The sequence below is a fragment of the Nocardioides sp. Root240 genome (assembly GCF_001428825.1).
Taxonomy (GTDB): Bacteria; Actinomycetota; Actinomycetes; order Propionibacteriales; family Nocardioidaceae; genus Nocardioides.
This window is the reverse complement of sequence record NZ_LMIT01000011.1, coordinates 209,042-225,587: the sequence shown is the minus strand read 5'-3', so window position 1 is coordinate 225,587 and position 16,546 is coordinate 209,042. Positions and strand designations below refer to the sequence as shown.

The 16,546-nt window shown below is 73.3% G+C and carries 15 protein-coding genes and 3 tRNA genes; 12 read left to right on the top strand and 6 right to left on the bottom strand.

What is annotated here, in order from left to right; genetic code table 11:
- Positions 1 to 344: 344 nt before the first annotated feature.
- The 5 genes from ASE20_RS15140 to ASE20_RS15120 all read left to right on the top strand — a co-directional run bounded on the left by ASE20_RS15140 (position 345) and on the right by ASE20_RS15120 (position 6,165).
- Positions 345 to 1,706: a dipeptidase gene (locus tag ASE20_RS15140; protein WP_056895397.1), complete on the top strand. Its 1,362-nt coding sequence runs from the start codon at positions 345 to 347 to the stop codon at positions 1,704 to 1,706.
- Between the two features lie 78 nt (positions 1,707 to 1,784).
- The gene (locus tag ASE20_RS15135) at positions 1,785 to 3,197 is read left to right on the top strand and encodes an FAD/NAD(P)-binding protein (protein ID WP_056895396.1); all 1,413 of its coding nucleotides are present in this window, start codon (positions 1,785 to 1,787) and stop codon (positions 3,195 to 3,197) included.
- Between the two features lie 25 nt (positions 3,198 to 3,222).
- Positions 3,223 to 4,692: an amidophosphoribosyltransferase gene (purF, locus tag ASE20_RS15130; protein WP_056895395.1), complete on the top strand. Its 1,470-nt coding sequence runs from the start codon at positions 3,223 to 3,225 to the stop codon at positions 4,690 to 4,692.
- A 70-nt stretch (positions 4,693 to 4,762) separates the two neighbouring features.
- The gene (purM, locus tag ASE20_RS15125; protein WP_056895394.1) at positions 4,763 to 5,824 is read left to right on the top strand and encodes a phosphoribosylformylglycinamidine cyclo-ligase; all 1,062 of its coding nucleotides are present in this window, start codon (positions 4,763 to 4,765) and stop codon (positions 5,822 to 5,824) included.
- 155 nt (positions 5,825 to 5,979) lie between these two features.
- The gene (locus tag ASE20_RS15120) at positions 5,980 to 6,165 is read left to right on the top strand and encodes a DUF3073 domain-containing protein (protein WP_056895393.1); all 186 of its coding nucleotides are present in this window, start codon (positions 5,980 to 5,982) and stop codon (positions 6,163 to 6,165) included.
- Between the two features lie 26 nt (positions 6,166 to 6,191).
- Here the strand turns inward: ASE20_RS15120 and ASE20_RS15115 are convergent, their stop codons facing one another.
- Positions 6,192 to 7,517, bottom strand: coding sequence for a hypothetical protein (locus tag ASE20_RS15115; protein ID WP_056895392.1), 1,326 nt, complete (start codon positions 7,515 to 7,517; stop codon positions 6,192 to 6,194).
- A 193-nt stretch (positions 7,518 to 7,710) separates the two neighbouring features.
- Here ASE20_RS15115 and ASE20_RS15110 point away from each other — a divergent pair, with 193 nt between their 5' ends.
- Positions 7,711 to 8,991, top strand: coding sequence for an alpha/beta hydrolase domain-containing protein (locus ASE20_RS15110; protein ID WP_056895391.1), 1,281 nt, complete (start codon positions 7,711 to 7,713; stop codon positions 8,989 to 8,991).
- A 50-nt stretch (positions 8,992 to 9,041) separates the two neighbouring features.
- Positions 9,042 to 9,368 carry a hypothetical protein gene (locus ASE20_RS15105; protein ID WP_157538465.1) on the top strand — a complete coding sequence of 109 codons (327 nt, stop codon included), beginning with the start codon at positions 9,042 to 9,044 and terminating at the stop codon, positions 9,366 to 9,368.
- Here ASE20_RS15105 and ASE20_RS15100 read toward each other — a convergent pair.
- Positions 9,359 to 10,771, bottom strand: coding sequence for a sulfatase-like hydrolase/transferase (locus ASE20_RS15100; protein WP_056895389.1), 1,413 nt, complete (start codon positions 10,769 to 10,771; stop codon positions 9,359 to 9,361). The genes ASE20_RS15105 and ASE20_RS15100 overlap by 10 nt on opposite strands.
- Positions 10,772 to 10,851: 80 nt before the next feature.
- Between ASE20_RS15100 and ASE20_RS15095 the strand changes: the two genes are divergently transcribed.
- A complete protein-coding gene (locus ASE20_RS15095; RefSeq protein ID WP_225869058.1) occupies positions 10,852 to 11,754 on the top strand; it encodes a formylglycine-generating enzyme family protein in 903 nt (300 codons plus the stop codon).
- Positions 11,755 to 11,817: 63 nt separating this feature from the next.
- On the top strand, positions 11,818 to 14,364 hold the full coding sequence (locus ASE20_RS15090; protein WP_157538463.1) for an Ig-like domain-containing protein: 2,547 nt from the start codon (positions 11,818 to 11,820) through the stop codon (positions 14,362 to 14,364).
- A gap of 62 nt (positions 14,365 to 14,426) precedes the next feature.
- Here ASE20_RS15090 and ASE20_RS15085 read toward each other — a convergent pair.
- Positions 14,427 to 14,500: transfer RNA gene (locus tag ASE20_RS15085), tRNA-Phe, on the bottom strand.
- A 123-nt stretch (positions 14,501 to 14,623) separates the two neighbouring features.
- On the opposite strand from ASE20_RS15085, the gene ASE20_RS15080 reads away from it, so the two are divergent.
- Positions 14,624 to 14,696 (top strand) — tRNA-Glu (locus ASE20_RS15080).
- 106 nt (positions 14,697 to 14,802) lie between these two features.
- Positions 14,803 to 14,876: transfer RNA gene (locus tag ASE20_RS15075), tRNA-Asp, on the top strand.
- A 68-nt stretch (positions 14,877 to 14,944) separates the two neighbouring features.
- On the opposite strand, the gene ASE20_RS15070 is transcribed toward ASE20_RS15075, so the two are convergent.
- A complete protein-coding gene (locus ASE20_RS15070) occupies positions 14,945 to 15,373 on the bottom strand; it encodes an RDD family protein (protein ID WP_056895387.1) in 429 nt (142 codons plus the stop codon).
- A gap of 67 nt (positions 15,374 to 15,440) precedes the next feature.
- Between ASE20_RS15070 and ASE20_RS15065 the strand changes: the two genes are divergently transcribed.
- Positions 15,441 to 15,797 (top strand): metallopeptidase family protein, encoded by a 357-nt coding sequence (locus ASE20_RS15065; RefSeq protein ID WP_056895386.1) that lies wholly within the window; start codon positions 15,441 to 15,443, stop codon positions 15,795 to 15,797.
- 10 nt (positions 15,798 to 15,807) lie between these two features.
- On the opposite strand, the gene ASE20_RS15060 is transcribed toward ASE20_RS15065, so the two are convergent.
- Complete coding sequence (locus ASE20_RS15060) at positions 15,808 to 16,149, bottom strand: fluoride efflux transporter FluC (RefSeq protein ID WP_056895385.1); 342 nt, start codon at positions 16,147 to 16,149, stop codon at positions 15,808 to 15,810.
- On the bottom strand, positions 16,146 to 16,538 hold the full coding sequence (locus ASE20_RS15055; RefSeq protein ID WP_082612455.1) for a fluoride efflux transporter FluC: 393 nt from the start codon (positions 16,536 to 16,538) through the stop codon (positions 16,146 to 16,148). Before ASE20_RS15055 ends, ASE20_RS15060 begins: the two co-directional genes overlap by 4 nt.
- Positions 16,539 to 16,546: the final 8 nt, after the last annotated feature.

The following is a 16,546-nucleotide window of genomic DNA, read 5'->3' as shown; positions in this document are numbered from 1 at the left end:
GCGCGGTTGTCGGCGCGGACTTCGTCCGCGCCGCCGCTGACGCGGCCGCCCGGCGCGTGTGGGTCTGTTGCGTGTCGGTGACCCCGTCGTTTGGTCACAGACCGCAGAAAAAACGGCCGGATCTCTGCGGTTCGTGCCCACTCGAGGGGGTCACCGCGCACCGCCGACCACCGACCGGCCGCAACCCAGCCGCCGGACCCGACCCACCACCCGACTCGCCCCGTCGCTGCCGTTTGCGAACCCCACCCCCGACCGACGCAGCAGCCCTCCGCCGATCCCGGAGCGCGACCCACGGAAGCGTCACGAGAGCCGGAAATGGGGGCTCCGACACTAAGGTCGGATCCATGACCGGACCTGTCACCACCACCGACCTGCGTACGCGTCTCGCCGGCCTCCTGCCGGGTGTCCGATCGGACCTCGAGGCACTTGTCCGCATCCAGTCCGTGAGCGCCGACCCCGCCCGCCTCGACCAGGTCGAGGAGAGCGCTCGCGCCACCGCTGAGCTGTTCGCCGCCGAGGGCGTCGACGTCGAGATCGTGCGCGCCTTCGACGGCGCGCCGCCGGCCGTCGTCGGCGAGAAGAAGGGACCCGAGGGCGCGCCCACGGTGCTCCTCTACGCCCACCACGACGTCCAGCCCGAGAACGACCACGCCGACTGGGACAGCCCGCCGTGGGAGCCGACCGAGCGCGACGGCCGCCTCTACGGCCGCGGTGCCGCCGACGACAAGGCCGGCATCATCACGCACCTCGCCGCGCTCCGTGCGTTCGGCGACGAGCTGCCCGTGACCGTGCGCCTGTTCATCGAGGGGGAGGAGGAGGTCGCCTCGGCGACCCTCCCGCAGCTGCTCAAGAAGTACGAGGACCGGCTGCGGTCCGACGTCATCGTGATCGCCGACTCCGGCAACTGGGACATCGGCGTCCCCGCCCTGACCACCAGCCTCCGCGGCCTGATCCGCGTCGACGTCGAGCTCCGCACCCTCACCCACGCCGTCCACTCCGGCATGTGGGGCGGCCTCGAGCCCGACGCGATCATGGCGCTCATCCGCCTGCTCGACACGCTGTGGGACGCCGACGGCGGCTCTGCCATCGAGGGCCTCGTCAGCGGTCCGGCCGCCGACGTGGAGTACCCCGAGGAGCGGCTGCGCGCCGAGTCCGGCGCGGTCCCCGGCCTCGAGTGGGTCGGCACCGGTACGTCGGTCGAGCGGCTCTGGACCAAGCCGGCCGTCACGGTGACCGGCTTCGACGCGCCCAAGGTCGACGGCGCGTCCAACACGCTGTCGCCCGTCGCCCGCGCCCGCGTGACCGTCCGGATCGCCCCCGGCGACACGGGCGAGAACGCCGTCGCCCGCCTCCAGGCGCACCTGGAGAAGAACGTGCCGTGGGGTGCCCAGCTCTCCACCAAGGTCGTCGACACCGGCGAGCCGATCGCGATCGACGCCACCGGCCCGGCCTACGACGCCGCGCGGTCCGCGTTCACCGAGGCCTGGGACGGCACCCCGCCGGTCGACATGGGCGTCGGCGGCTCGATCCCGTTCATCGCGGAGTTCCTCGAGAGCTTCCCCGGCGCCTCGGTCCTGGTCACCGGCGTCGAGGACCCCGACACCCGCGCGCACGGTCCCAACGAGGGGCTGCACCTCGCCGAGTTCGAGAAGGTCCTGCTCGCCGAGGCGCTGCTGCTGCGCAACCTCGGGACGCCGGGCGCCTGACACACCCCTCGGCACCGCCGATCACCGGCGGTGCCGAGGAAGGCGCCCAAAGTGGAGTGATTCGCTAGACTCACTCGCATGACGGTGACGGAGGACCGAGCGGGTCGCGAACAGGTCGGCGAGCGCAACCGCGTCGCGGTGATCGGCGGTGGCGCCAGCGGCGTGCTCACGGCCATCAACCTGCTGGTGCGTTCCGACGACCCGGACCTCGAGGTGGTCATCCACGAGGCGAGTGGCATCGTCGGCCGCGGCATCGCCTACGGCACCAACGACCAGCGGCACCTGCTCAACGTCCGCGCGCGGCACATGAGCGCGTTCCCCGACTCGCCGTCGGACCTCCTCGACTGGGCGCTGCGCACCGGTCGCAGCAGCGACCCGCAGGGCTTCCTGCCCCGCGCCGACTACGCGATCTACCTGCAGGACCGGCTGGCCGACGTCGCCGACGACCGGCTGCGGGTGCGCGCCGGCCGGGTCCTCGACGTGGTCCCGAACGGCGATGGCTTCGACATCGTCACCGAGCGCTCGCGCAGCCGGGCCTGCGCCGTCGTCCTCGCCCACGGCAACCAGCCGCCCCGACCCCTCGTCGCCGGACCCGGCCAGGAGCCGCTGGCCGAGGCGCCCTGGCACGTCGCCAACCCGTGGCAGCTCGCCCGCCTGCGTGCCCTGCCCGCCGACGCCTCGGTCATCGTCGTCGGCACCGGCCTCACCGCGGTCGACACCGTCATCACGCTGCTCGAGGACGGTCCCGAGCGTCAGGTCACCATGCTCAGCCGCAACGGCCTGCTCCCGAAGCCGCACGTCGGCCAGGCCCACACCGCCTGGGTCACCCGCGTGCCCGGCGGCGACGGGCCGGTCACGGCCGACGAGATCGCCGAGGTCGTGACCGAGGAGTGCAAGGCCGCCGCCGAGCGCGGTGTCGGCTGGCGCGCGGTCGTCGACGGCCTCCGCCCGGCCACGCAGGAGCTGTGGCGTCGCCTGCCGCACGACGAGCGGGTCCGCTTCCTCGAGGTCCACGCCCGCGACTGGGAGATCCGCCGGCACCGGATGGCGCCCGACGTCGCGCTGCGGCTGCAGCGCTACCGCTACGAGGGCCGCCTCCACGTCCGCAGCGGTGCCCTGGCGTCGGTGACCGACCTCGGCGAGCGATGTCGGGTGCGCACGACCACCGACCCGGCGTCGTACGACGTGGACGCGGTGGTCAACTGCACCGGCCCCCTGTCCGACGTACGACGCAGCGAGGACCCGCTGATCCAGGCCCTCCTCGCGCGGGGCACGGTCCGCCCCGACCCCCTCGCGCTCGGCCTCGACACCACGCCCGACGGCCGGTTGGTCGACGCCGCCGGCAGCCCCGTCCCGGACCTCCACCTCGTCGGTCCGCCGCGCAAGGGCACCTTGTGGGAGTCGACCGCCATCCCCGAGATCCGCGCCCAGGCGGCGCAGGTCGCAACGGCCGTGGCGGAGCGCACGTCTCGCCGCAGCCTCGCCGACTGAGGGATGCGGCCCGACCCCCGGTAGGCTGCAAGTCGTGTGCGGAGTCTTCGGCGTATGGGCCCCGGGTGAGGACGTCGCCAAGCTGACCTACTTCGGCCTCTACTCGCTGCAGCACCGCGGGCAGGAGTCGGCGGGCATCTCGGTCAGCAACGGCCGTCAGATCCTCGTCTACAAGGACATGGGACTCGTCTCCCAGGTCTTCGACGAGAACACCCTCGAGTCGTTCCGCGGCCACCTCGCGGTCGGCCACTGCCGCTACTCCACCACGGGCGCGAGCACGTGGCAGAACGCGCAGCCGACCTTCCGGCCCACCGCGGACGGCTCCATCGCGCTGGGTCACAACGGCAACCTGATCAACACCGCGGCGCTGGCCGAGATGGTCAAGCAGCTGCCGAGCGACGACGGCGAGCTCGACATCCACGCCCGCGACCTCGAGAGCTCGACCAACGACACCAGCCTGGTCACCGCGCTCCTCGCGCACCACCCCGACCAGTCGCTCGAGGCCCGTGCGCTCGAGCTGCTGCCGCAGGTCCAGGGCGCCTTCTCGTTCGTCTTCATGAACGAGAACACCCTGTACGCCGCCCGGGACCCCGAGGGCATCCGGCCGCTGATGCTGGGCCGCCTCGACCGTGGCTGGGTCGTCGCGAGCGAGGACGCCGCGCTCGCCACCACCGGCGCCAGCGTGGTCCGCGAGGTCGAGCCGGGGGAGCTCATCGTCATCGACGAGGACGGCCTGCGCTCCCACAAGTTCGCCGAGCCGCGCCGCAAGGGCTGCGTGTTCGAGTACGTCTACCTCGCCCGTCCCGACGCCACCATCGCCAACCGCAGCGTCCACGAGGCGCGGGTCGAGATGGGCCGCCAGCTGGCCCGCGAGTTCCCGGTCGAGGCCGACCTGGTGATCCCGGTCCCCGAGTCCGGTACGCCGGCCGCGTCCGGGTACGCCCTCGAGAGCGGCATCCCCTTCGGCCAGGGCTTCGTCAAGAACGCCTACGTCGGCCGCACCTTCATCCAGCCCAGCCAGACCCTGCGCCAGCTCGGCATCCGGCTCAAGCTCAACGCGCTCGAGCACATGATCCGCGGCAAGCGGATCGTCGTCGTCGACGACTCGATCGTGCGTGGCAACACCCAGCGCGCCCAGGTCCGGATGCTCCGCGAGGCGGGCGCGACCGAGGTCCACGTGCGGATCTCGAGCCCGCCGGTGAAGTGGCCCTGCTTCTACGGCATCGACTTCGCCACCCGCGCGGAGCTGATCGCCAACGGCCTCGACGTCGACGAGATCGCCGCCAGCGTGGGCGCCGACAGCCTCGGCTACATCTCGCTCGAGGGCATGGTCGAGGCGACCGGCCAGCCGCAGACCTCGCTGTGCACCGCGTGCTTCACCGGCGAGTACCCGATCGAGCTGCCCGACGAGAGCCTGCTCGGCAAGCACCTGCTGGAGGCGACGCTCAAGCCGAGCACGCACGGCGAGGCGCTCCCCGTTTTCAACAACCCGTAGCAATCCGGTGGTTGAGGTGCGAGGAGCGCTAGCGACGAGCCTCGAGACCTCCGGCCCCTGAAGGAGAACCGTGGCTGACAACGCCTATGCCCGTGCCGGCGTCGACATCGAGGCCGCGGACCGTGCCGTCGACCTGATGAAGGAGTGGGTCGAGAAGGCCCGCCGTCCCGAGATGCTCGGTGGCCTCGGCGGCTTCGCCGGCCTCTTCGACGCCTCCGCGCTGCTGTCCTACAAGCGTCCGCTGCTCGCGACCTCCACCGACGGCGTCGGCACCAAGGTCGCCGTCGCGCAGATGATGGACAAGCACGACACGATCGGCTTCGACCTGATCGGCATGGTCGTCGACGACCTGGTCGTCTGTGGCGCCGAGCCGCTGTTCGTCACCGACTACATCGCCACCGGCAAGGTCGTCCCCGAGCGGATCGCCGCCATCGTCAAGGGCATCGCCGAGGCGTGCGTCGAGGCCGGCTGCGCGCTGGTCGGCGGCGAGACCGCGGAGCACCCGGGCCTGCTCGCCCCCGACGAGTACGACGTCGCCGGCGCCACGACCGGTGTCGTCGAGGCCGACGCGCTGCTCGGCCCCGGCAGGGTCCGCCCGGGCGACGTCGTCATCGCGATGGCTGCCAGCGGCCTGCACTCCAACGGCTACTCCCTGGCCCGCCACGTGTTCTTCACGCAGGCCGGTTGGACCGTCGACCGCCACGTCGAGGAGTTCGGCCGCACGCTCGGCGAGGAGCTCCTCGTCCCGACCCGGCTCTACACCAAGCCGTGCCTCGCGATCGCTCGCGAGACCGAGACCCACGCGATGGCCCACATCACCGGTGGGGGCCTCGCCAACAACCTCGCCCGGGTGATGCCGCCCGAGCTGAAGGCCACGCTCGACCGCGGCACGTGGACCCCGGCGCCCGTCTTCGACGTGGTCCGCCAGCTCGGCGAGGTCGCCCAGGCCGACCTCGAGGCCACCTTGAACTGCGGCGTCGGCATGGTCGCGCTGGTCGCTCCCGAGGCCGCGGACGCGGCCGTCGCGCGCCTTGCGGACTTCGGCGTGGACAGCTGGGTCGCGGGCGAGGTCACGGTCGACCCGGAGCAGCGCGGCACCGTCGAGCTGGTCGGTCAGCACCCCGGTTGGTGACCCGGCTGGTGACGTTCACCGCACGGCGCGTCCGAACCTGCGCCCTGACGTGCGGGAACAGCCATCGGCCATGTACCGTTGTGCCCACGAGACTCTGATTCAGCAGTCCGGGGCCCGGAGGGTTCCCGGCCAAGTGTGCGAGGGGGCTGGACCCTATGGGCCGCGGCCGTGCGAAAGCCAAGCAGACGAAGGTCGCTCGCGACCTGAAGTACCGGAACCACGACACGGACCTCGGCGCACTCGCGCGTGAGCTCCATGGCGACCCGGGCAAGCGGGAGGACGACGTCGACCCCGAAGTGCTGGACAAGTGGTCCGACTACGTCGACCCCCAGCGCGACTGACGTCCTTCCTCCCTCGCCGCTGAACCTCAGCGGGTCTCCTGCAGGACCACCAGGTCCCCGTGGGTCCCGTAGCCTGCCAGCGCGCCGCCTGACGGCCTCCCGTTGAAGGTGACCAGCCGCCACCGGTCGCCGGCGACGGCCGGGTCCGGCGCGACGAGCGTCGGCCAGGGGATGTTGGTCGGGTACGGCGCGTCCACGGTGCCGAGATCGCGCAGGTCGAGGTCGAGCACCGGGAAGCGCGCCGCCACCGCCTTCGGGTTGTCCCGCCCGTCGCTGGCGAGCACCCGCCACGTGCCGCCCAGCCGGGCCAGCGTGGTGCCCTCGGTCGCCGTACGGTCGCCGGCTGCCGCGCGCAGCGTGAGCGCGTCGAGCGTGGGACCTGTCGCCAGCACCGGGTGGAAGTCGAAGAACCTCCGTGCGCTGACGTAGCCGACCAGCCACGAGCCGTCGTCCTCGCGCGCCAGGTGCGGGTCCCACACGCCGACGCTCGGGCCGTCGGTCGGGAGCTCCAGGGCGCGGGTCGGCAGCAGGTGCCGCCCGCGCGTCAGGTCGGCGTCCGACTCCGCGAGCGTGATCGAGACCCGCGACCCCGCCCGCTTCGACCTGTCGGCGGGGAAGTCCGACCAGGTGCTGGTCGCGACCAGCCAGCGCCCGCCGTCGCGCAGCAGGTGCGTGGCGTGGTCACCGTGGACGCCGGGGCGGTCCGGCCGCGCGAAGAAGAGGTCGGCGCGGTGGGTCACGGCGTTGTCGGCGCCCAGTGCCCACACCGACGTGTGCGCGGTGTCGAAGAAGCCCGGCCCGGCGCTGGTGGCCGTCAGCAGCACCTCGTCGCCCTCGCGGTACGGCGACCCGTCAGCGTGCGACACGACCCGGACGTCGCGCAGGCCGAGCTGCCCGAAGCCACCGGCGATGACGCCGGCCACCGCTCCGGTCGCGTCCGGGCGCACCGAGGCGAGCCAGGCCGTGTCGGTCGGGTCCGGCGTGCCCGGGAGGTCGGCGAGGTCGACCCGGCCGCGGAGGGTCCACGCGTCGTCGGCGTACGTCAGGACGGCGAGGTGGCGTCCGGTCAGGGTCAGGCCCAGCCGGTTCGCGTCGCGCACCCGCCCGTGGCGCCGGCTGCGCACGACGTGCTCGCGCCCGGCCGCGACCACGGAGAGCGACGCCCGGCCGCCGCCGAGGCGCGCGGCGAGCCGGGAACCGTCGGCAGCCTCGAGCGCCAGCTCGGCCGGGTCGTCCGGCGAGGTCAGGTCGGCCTCGACCGCTGCGAAGGGCGCGATCAGCGGGAAGGCGTCGCGCTGCCCGACGAGCGCGACGGGACGGTGGCGCGCGACGATCTCGAACCGGGGCAGCACCCGCGCAGGGTCTCACGCGGCTGCATCCCCCCTCCGCCAGCGCACGGCTACCGAGCGCCGCCATGCGGGCACGCTGGCTGCGTTGCGAGCGCTCGACGGTCAGCCAGACCGCCGTCGCGCCCGCGCCTTGCCATCGCACCCACCTGACGACGCTCGCCACGCCGGTCGCCGGCGGAGGGAGGATGATCGGCCCGTGCCCCCTGTCACCCTCACGCCGCTCACCGGCGGCAACGGCATCGCGCTGACCTCGGCCCGCCCCGGTCCGGACCTGGCCGCGGCCGGCTGGTCCGAGGTCGAGTACGCCGCCGCGGGCTCCGCGCCCCTCGACCGGCCCGGCGGACGCGGCGGCACCGCCTTCACCACCCGCGTCCTGCTCCGCCGACCGGAGTCGGCGCCGGCGAGCGGGGTGCTCGTCGTGGAGTGGCTCAACGTGAGCTCGGGGGCCGACGCCGCGCCCGACTGGACCTACCTCGCCGACGAGCTGGTCCGGCAGGGCCACGCCTGGGCCGGGGTGTCCGCGCAGTACAACGGCGTCGAGTCCGGCTCCGCGGTGGTCGCCGTCGAGGGCGCGGGCCTGCAGGGCCTCAAGGCCGTCGACCCGGTCCGGTACGGCGGCCTGCACCACCCCGGCGACAGGCACGCCCACGCGATCTTCACCGAGGTCGCCCGTGCCGTCGCCGCGGAGGTCGGCGCCGGGACCGTCCTCGCGATCGGGGAGTCGCAGTCGGCGTACCTGCTGACGACGCACGTCAACCAGGTCCACCTCGACGACCGGTTCTTCGCCGGCTACCTGATCCACAGCCGTGGCGAGGTGGCCGCGCCAGCAGGGGAGGACGGCTGCGGGATCGACCTGCTGGCGGCGCGCGCGACCGGCGTCCCGACGCCGATCCGCGACGACCTCGACGTGCCGGTGCTGGTGCTGCAGACCGAGGGCGACCTGCTCGGGCGGATGAACTACCTGCCCGCGCGCCAGCCCGACGGCCCGCTCCTGCGGGTCTGGGAGGTCGCCGGCGCGGCGCATGCGGACCTGTTCCAGATCGGCGACTTCGAGGCCTTCCTCGGCTGCCCTGACCCTGTGAACCGCGGTCAGCAGGTCTACGTCGCCCGCGCGGCCCTGCGCCACCTCGTCGCCTGGGCGCAGGGTGGTCCGGCCGCGCCGGCCGCGCCCCCGCTGGAGGTGCGCGACGGCGCCTTCGTGCGCGACGAGGTCGGCAACGTCCGGGGCGGCGTCCGCACGCCGGTGGTCGACGCGCCGGTCGAGGTGCTCGCCGGCGACGCCCCCGGAGGGTCGGTCATCTGCGGCCTGTTCGGGCGGACCCTGGCCCTCGCGCCGGAGGTCCTGCACGACCGGTGGGGGAGCCAGGAGGAGTACGCGGCGGCGTACACGGCGGCGACGGACGCTGCCGTCACCGCCGGCTTCGTGCTCCCCGAGGACCGTGCCGCGGTGCTCGGGGAGATGCGCACGCTGTCCTGACCCGTGTCAGGAGGGCGACACGGCGTCGCGCTGAGAGCAGAATGCGGTCCGTGACCAGCTCCCTGCTCCTCGCCGCCCCGGTCGTCCTCGCCGCCGAGGAGCGCGGCGACCGCTCTGGAGACGCCTTCGGGGTCGCCGTCGTGCTGGGCGGCGTGCTCGCCGGTCTGGTCATCGTCGCGCTGTTCGTGCTCTGGCTGGCGGTCCTCGTCCAGGCGCTGCGCATCCCCGACTCGACGTGGGAGGCGGCCGACCAGAGCAAGCTGGTCTACGTGCTGCTGATGGTGCTGCTGGGCCTGCTCGGCACGGTGCTCTACGCGCTGGTCGCCCGCCCCGCACTGCGCAGGGCGGGCGCCAGCCCTGCTGCCGCTCAGGCGTAGGCCAGCAGGGTCGCGTTCACGGCCTCCCAGGCGCTGCGCAGCTCGGCCAGGTCGGCCGGCCGCTTCGCCGCGAGGTTGGCCTGCTCCCGTACGTCGGCACCGAGGTCGTAGAGGTAGTCGGTGTTGTTGAGGCGGACGTACTTCAGGTCGCCCCGGCGCAGGGCGCGCCCGGACCGGGTCCGCCAGAACAGGTCCCGCTCCGGCACGTCCTCGCCCTCGAACAGGTGCGGCACCAGGCTGGTCCCGTCGAGCGGGTACGACGGATCGGGGCTGGCACCGGCGAGCTCGAGGAAGGTGGCGGTCCAGTCGGTCGTGGAGACCGGGGTGTCGTCGACCTGCCGCTTCCCGAGCTGGCCGGGCCAGGACAGGATCGCGGGCACCCGGATGCCGCCCTCGTTGACACCCGCCTTGTTGCCGGTGAAGGGCCAGTTGTAGCTGAACCGCTCGCCGCCGTTGTCGCTGGCGAACAGGATGAGCGTGTCCTTGTCCTGGCCGGTGCGCTCGAGCTCGGCGAGCACCTTGCCGATCGAGCGGTCGAGGTTCTCGACCATCTCGACGTACTTGTCGAGCGAGCCGCCGTCGTAGTGGAAGAGGGCCTGGCCGTTGCCCGCCTTCACCTTGGCGGTGATCTCGTCGCTGACCGCCTTGTCGCCCGGCCCCTCCCAGGGCCAGTGCGGGGAGGTGAAGTTGAGGTTGAACAGCCAGGGCTTCTTCTGGTCCTGGACGTCGCGCAGGACGCCGATCGCCTTCTCGGTGATGATGTCGGTGTAGTAGCGCGGGTCCTCGACCTGCTGCTCGCCCTCCCACAGGTCGTAGCCCCCGCTCGACCACTTGCTGAAGTAGTCGATGCCGCCGGAGTAGTTGCCGTAGAAGGTGTCCCAGCCGGACTTGAGCGGCGAGAACCATGGCAGGAAGCCACCGTGCCACTTGCCGACCATGTGGGTGGAGTAGCCCGACTGCTTCAGCAGCGACGCGAGCGTCGGGTGCTCCGGCGGGATGCCGTTGGCCGGCCCGGCCTGGCCGATCGGCTCCTGGAGGCCGCCGGGGATGCGGCCGGGGTGGCGGCCGGTGTAGAGCGCGATCCGGGTCGGCGAGCAGACTGCGCCGGCGGAGTAGCCCTGCGTGAAGCGGACACCGGACGCCGCCAGCCGGTCGAGGTTCGGGGTCTTGATGTTCGGGGAGCCGTAGCTGCTCAGGTCGGCGGCGCCGAGGTCGTCGGCGAGGATCACGAGCAGGTTGGGGCGCGGGCGCCGGCCCTTGCGGGCGATCGCCCGGAACGGCTGCTCGGCGCGGGCGGTCTCGGCGGTGGTGCCGACCAGCGCAGCGGCGCCCACGGCGCCGACGGCAGCACCGGCGAGGCCGCGGCGCGAGAGACCGGAGGGGCGGGCGGACGGGTCCGGCATGTGGTTCTCCTGAGATAGTCGAGTGAGACAGTCTGGATAATATGGATAGAACCTGGGGGAGCACGGAGAGGTGTCCATCGATGGGACGGGTCGAGACGGCCATGAGGACGGCGCGGGGCCTGCTGGTCCGCGGCGGCGCGACGACGATCGGCAGTGAGGACCACTACCCGGAGGAGCGCCCGGTCCGCCCGGTCGAGGTCCGCGACCTGTGGGTCGACGAGCACCCGGTGACCAACGCCGAGTTCCGCCGCTTCGTCGCCGACACCGGCCACGTCACCGTCGCCGAGCTGCCCCCGCCGCCGGCGCCGGGCGAGCGTGCGGAGGACCTGGTCCCCGGGTCGCTCGTCTTCGCCCCGCCGCCCGGCCCGGTCCCGCTCGACGACTGGCGGCGCTGGTGGGCGTGGCTGCCCGGCGCCGACTGGCGCCACCCCGGTGGCCCCGGCACCGACCTGTCCGGCCGCGACAAGCACCCGGTCGTCCACGTCGCCCGCTCCGATGCCGAGGCGTACGCCGCCTGGGCGGGCAAGCGGCTGGCGACCGAGCCGGAGTGGGAGCACGCCGCGCGCGGCGGCGCGCTGTCGACGTATCCGTGGGGGGAGGAGCTGCTCCCGCGCGGCCGGCCGATGGCCAACACCTTCCACGGCGACTTCCCGTGGCGTCACGACGACCCCAAGGGGGCCGGTACGACGCCCGTCGGCTCCTTCCGCCCGAACGGCTACGGCCTCGTCGACATGATCGGCAACGTCTGGGAGTGGACGGCGTCGCCGTGGACCGACGACCACGGACCGGCGCCGCTCGAGCTGGTCGCGAGCTGCTGCGCGCCGAGCCGGCCGGCCGACGAGGACGCCCGCGGCGTGACGAAGGGCGGCTCGCACCTGTGTGCGCCGTCGTACTGCCGCCGCTACCGGCCCGCCGCGCGCCAGGGCCAGGCGCTCACGAGCAGCACGGGCCACCTCGGCTTCCGGTGCGTGCGCGACGCCTGAGCGGCGAGTTGTTGGGGTCGGGCCCTGATGCGCCGCAGGGTCGTCGTGACCGAGAGTGCCCCCGTGCCCGGTCGATCCCTCGCTGCCCTCGTCGTCTCCGCGGTCGCGGTCCTCGTGGCGGTGCCGCCGGCGTACGCCGAGGGGGATCCCGCGCCCGCCTGCCCGGACCTGGTGCCCGCGCTCGACGCGCCCGCTGGCCTGGTCACCGACGCCGGCTGGGACCTCTGTGCCGCCGCGGCCGCGCACGCCGCGGCCTGGGCGCCGGCCACCGACTTCCCGGGCCGCGACGGTGACGTGGCGGTGATGACCACCGGCTCGGCGGCGCAGGCGACCGGCCAGGAGGCCGTCACGCCCGGCGGTGTCGCGCTGGGCCAGGCGACGGCGGAGCCGGACAGCGGTCCGCACGGCCCCGTGGAGGACCGGTCGACGTACCGGATCACGGTCGACGTGCCGACCACCGACAACTGCCTCGGCTTCGACTACGTCGTGGGCTCCGACGAGTTCGGGCAGACGAACCCACCGCGCTTCGACGGCCTCGTCGCCACCATCGACGGCGACGACTGGCGGCTGTCGGATCCGGGGTTCGGCGGTTGGCTCCAGTTCCAGGGTGGCGACACCTTCGCCGGCGGGCCGCTGCTGGCCGACTCGCCGTGGCGTGACAGTGCAGCACCGGCGGCCGACCTGACCTACGCGGGCCGCACGCCGGTGCAGCAGGCCGTCGTGGGCGTCACGCCCGGCAGCCACACGATCCGTCTGTCGGTCTTCGACGGCGTCACCCAGGCCGGGGAGCCCTACAACGGGCTGCGCGACACCGGGGTGCTGCTGGACGACCTGCACACGTGGGCCGACCCGGAGGGCTGCGCGTCGCCGCACAACCAGCTCCCGGTCGCGGGCGACGCGGGCGACGAGCAGCAGCCGCTGGTCGTCTTCGCCGGTGGTGCCAACCAGCTGCCGTCGCTCGATGACCAGTACGCCTTCGATCCTGACGGCGACCAGCTCCAGATGGTCGACCCGGCCGAGCAGCCCGCGCACGGCGCGGTCGTCTGCGTGCCGGCGAGCTGCAGCTACACGCCCGACGAGGGCTACACCGGTCCCGACCAGTTCCGCTACCGCGTCACCGACGGAAACGGCGGCTACGCGAGCGCGATCGCGTGGCTCGACGTACAGCCGGACGTGCCGGTGCTGTCCGGCGGCCTCAACGCGATCACCCAGGGCCCCACCGGTCAGCTGACCTTCACCATCGCGGTGAGCGACAGCTTCGGCGACCTCCAGCCCGGAACGCTGGTCCGGCTGCGCGGCGCGATGGGCAACGCCGCCCTCACCCAGCTCGCGACCGCGACCACCGCCGAGACGGGCGTCGCGACCATCCAGTTCCACCCGCCCACCACGGGCCAGTGGACCTTCCAGGCCATGGTCGACGCCGCCGGCGCGCTGCCGCTCGAGATCGAGTCCCGCTGGTTCGACCTCGACCCCGTGCAGACCCTCGAGGTCACCTGGCCGGCGCACCTGTACGCCGACCGGCTCAACACCGTCTCCGTGCGCCTCAAGCGCTTGTCCGGTGCCTATGCGACGACCGGCAGCGTCACGGTCGCGGTGGGCGACTACCGCCAGGGGATGTGCTGCTTCGAGGTCGGCAGCTTCGCCGTCAACGGGGCGGGCGTCGCCGCCGTGCAGTTGCAGCCGGACGCGCCGACCGACCAGTACGAGGTGCAGATCCGCTACGACCGCGATCCCGAGGTGTTTGCTGGTGGCCAGCGCCTGGTCGAGGAGTGGTCGGGGGCGAACCACGCGCCCGACGTGCTGGGGGAGCAGCTCGACGCCGTCGCCCACCAGCCGCTCGCCCTCGACCTCGCCGCCAACGACCTCGACGCCGACGGCGACCCGCTGACCTACGCGGTGGTGACCCCGCCGCAGCACGGCACGCTGGCCTGCGAGGCCGACGGCGCCTGCGTCTACCGACCCGGCGGGCACCTCGGCGCCGACGCCTTCGTCTACTCCGTCACCGATGGCTTGTCCCCGGCGGTCGAGGCGACCGTCGACCTCACCGTCCAGGCTGCGCCCGCCCCGAGCGTCACGCTGGGTCCGGCGACGTCCGTGCAGTCGGTTCGGGGCAAGGTGACGCTGTCCGGCAAGGTCACGCCGGCGTCGGCGGGCGCCCCGCTGCAGCTGCAGCGCCTCGACGGCAGCACGTGGACCACGATCGCCCGTCGCACCCTGACCACGGGCGCGAGCGTGCCCTACCTGTTCAGCGTCGCCAGCACGACGAGCCGTTCGGCCCGCTACCGCGTCGTCCTGCCGTCGTACGACGGCCGCCTGGGCCGCACGTCGGCCACCGCGACGATCGGGTGGCAGGCCGCCGCGCTGGTCGCGCACCGCGCGACCGGCCGGGAGTGGGTCCAGGTCCGCAACACCGGCAAGGTGGCGATCGGCCTCAGGGGCTGGACCGTCCGGACCCGTGCCGGGTTCGTCCTGCGCCTCCCGACCCGCACCCTGGTGCCCGGCGCGAGCGTGCGCGTGTACGTGGGACGCGTGGCCCGCCTGGGCGACCGGCACGACGTGCTCACCCTGCGCAACCCGCGGGGCGTCACCGCGGCGGTCCGCAGGTACTAGCTCCCCCCGGTGGTGGAAAGGCGAGAGGCCCCGCAGCATGCTGCGGGGCCTCTCGTTGCGCGTGGCCAGGGGCGGGGTCGAACCGCCGACCTACCGATTTTCAGTCGGTCGCTCGTACCAACTGAGCTACCTGGCCGGGCAGTCGCACACCTTACCGGAGCGACGGGGATCTCACGAAAGCGGGAGCGAGGATGGGCGTGCGGCACTGCTCCCGCACTATGCTTGCCCGGCCGTCGCAGGCCTCGTCCGGCGGCGGTGGGCCCCCATCGTCTAGCGGCCCAGGACTCCGCCCTTTCACGGCGGCTACGCCGGTTCGAATCCGGTTGGGGGTACGGCTCGTGCCGGCAGTGCGTTCCCGATTGGGAGCCGCGGACGGCCATGGGTTAGAGTTCCATCCGCTTCACCACGAGGTCCGAGACCGCGCGGTGGGAGCAACGAGGCCCCGTAGCGCAGTTGGTTAGCGCGCCGCCCTGTCACGGCGGAGGCCGCGGGTTCGAGTCCCGTCGGGGTCGCAAGATGAGGAGAACCGCTCCGGATCACCGGAGCGGTTCTCTGCTTTTTCCTCGGGTCAGGGGCTGGCTCAGCCCAGGCGCTTGTTCGGGTCGTGGACGATGACGGTGCCGCCCATCCGGTCGGCCAGGGTGCGCTGGCGGGGCTCGTCGCTGAGGAACATGATGAACGAGACGATGCTCGCGATGCCGCACGTCACGCTCAGCACCAGGTAGTCGAGGATGTTGCGCTGGGCCATGCCGCCCCAGGTCGCGACCGCTCGGCGGTCCTCCTTCCAGGCGCGCATGCCGAGCACCTGGAGGGCCGGGCTGGTGCCCTTGCCCCATGCGATGGCTCCCCAGATGACGTAGCCGATGCCGAGGGTCACGACGGCGAGCGGGATGGCGAGGAAGTAGGCGCCGATGCGCCGCCCGCGCGAGGCGATGACGACGCCGTCCGGCAGGCCGAGGGGCGACAGGGCCTGGGGAGGGGCGAACGAGGGGTCGGGGTAGTGGGACATGCACCGAATCTTGTCAGAATCTGCCAGCGGTTCGTGCAGCATTGGCCGGCTCGGACACAATGACCGCGTGCCCGTCGACATGAGTCCCGAGGAGTTCGACGCCCTCGTCGACACCGCCCTCGACGAGATCCCCGAGGAGCTGGCCCGGCTGGTCCACAACGTCGTGGTGCTCGTCGAGCAGGAGCCGCCGGACGACGAGCCCGACGACCTCCTCGGCCTGTACGACGGCGTCGCGCTCACCGAGCGCGACGGTGGCCTGCTGCCCCAGCTCCCCGACCGGATCTTCCTGTTCCGCGGCCCGCTGCTCGACATGTGCGAGGACGTCGAGGAGCTCGCCGAGGAGATCCGGATCACCGTCGTCCACGAGGTCGCCCACCACTTCGGGATCGACGACGACCGCCTGCACGAGCTCGGCTACGCCTGAGCCCGGTGGATCAGGGCTGGGCCACCGCGAAGCCGAGCGCCGCGGCTGCGAGGCCGAGCGCGATCGTGGTGACCAGGTAGACCGCGCCGCGCCGCGGGCCCAGGTCGCGGGTCTGCACCATCAGCGAGGAGTACGTCGAGAGGCCGCCGCAGAACCCGGTGCCGGCCAGCGCGAGGGCCGAACCGTCGAGGGCCCAGCCGGCGCAGGCCCCGAGGACCAGGCTCGCGAGCGTGTTGGCGGCGAGCGTGCCGTGGTGCCACCGGTCGTCGTACCGGTGGCCGAGGGTGTAGCGCAGCAGGGCCCCCAGTCCGCCGCCGAGCGCGACCATCAGCAGCTCCCTGAGGTCGCTCACAGCTCGTCCTCCGCGGGGAGGGTCGGCGCGAGAGCGCCGACCGCGACGACGGCGACCAGGCCCACGGCGAGGGTGCCGACCACGTAGGCGCCGGCGAGCCCCGTGCGCCCGTCGGCGAGCAGTGCCCGGGCCTGTTCGGACGTCGCCGAGAAGGTCGTGAACCCCCCGAGGACGCCGGGCCCGAGGCCAGCGGCGACGACCGACGAGCGCCGGACGAGGGGGAGCAGCAGGAGCCCGGCGAGCAGCGCCGAGCCGGCCACGTTGATCGTGAAGGTCGTCCACGGGAAGCCCGAGCCGTCGGGGACGGCGTGCCCGGCGGCGTACCTCAGGACGGACCCGACCGCGCCGCCGGCGGCCACGGCGAGGAGGTGCCGCGGTGCCGGGGTCATGCAGCGAT

Excerpts from the sequence above, each read along its gene's own strand:
- ASE20_RS15095 (WP_225869058.1), top strand. The coding sequence starts at position 10,852 with ATGGGACGGGTCGAGACGGCCATGAGGACGGCGCGGGGCCTGCTGGTC.
- ASE20_RS15070 (WP_056895387.1), bottom strand. The coding sequence starts at position 15,373 with ATGTCCCACTACCCCGACCCCTCGTTCGCCCCTCCCCAGGCCCTGTCG.
- ASE20_RS15135 (WP_056895396.1), top strand. The coding sequence starts at position 1,785 with ATGACGGTGACGGAGGACCGAGCGGGTCGCGAACAGGTCGGCGAGCGC.
- ASE20_RS15120 (WP_056895393.1), top strand. The coding sequence starts at position 5,980 with ATGGGCCGCGGCCGTGCGAAAGCCAAGCAGACGAAGGTCGCTCGCGAC.
- ASE20_RS15055 (WP_082612455.1), bottom strand. The coding sequence starts at position 16,538 with ATGACCCCGGCACCGCGGCACCTCCTCGCCGTGGCCGCCGGCGGCGCG.
- ASE20_RS15140 (WP_056895397.1), top strand. The coding sequence starts at position 345 with ATGACCGGACCTGTCACCACCACCGACCTGCGTACGCGTCTCGCCGGC.
- ASE20_RS15100 (WP_056895389.1), bottom strand. The coding sequence starts at position 10,771 with ATGCCGGACCCGTCCGCCCGCCCCTCCGGTCTCTCGCGCCGCGGCCTC.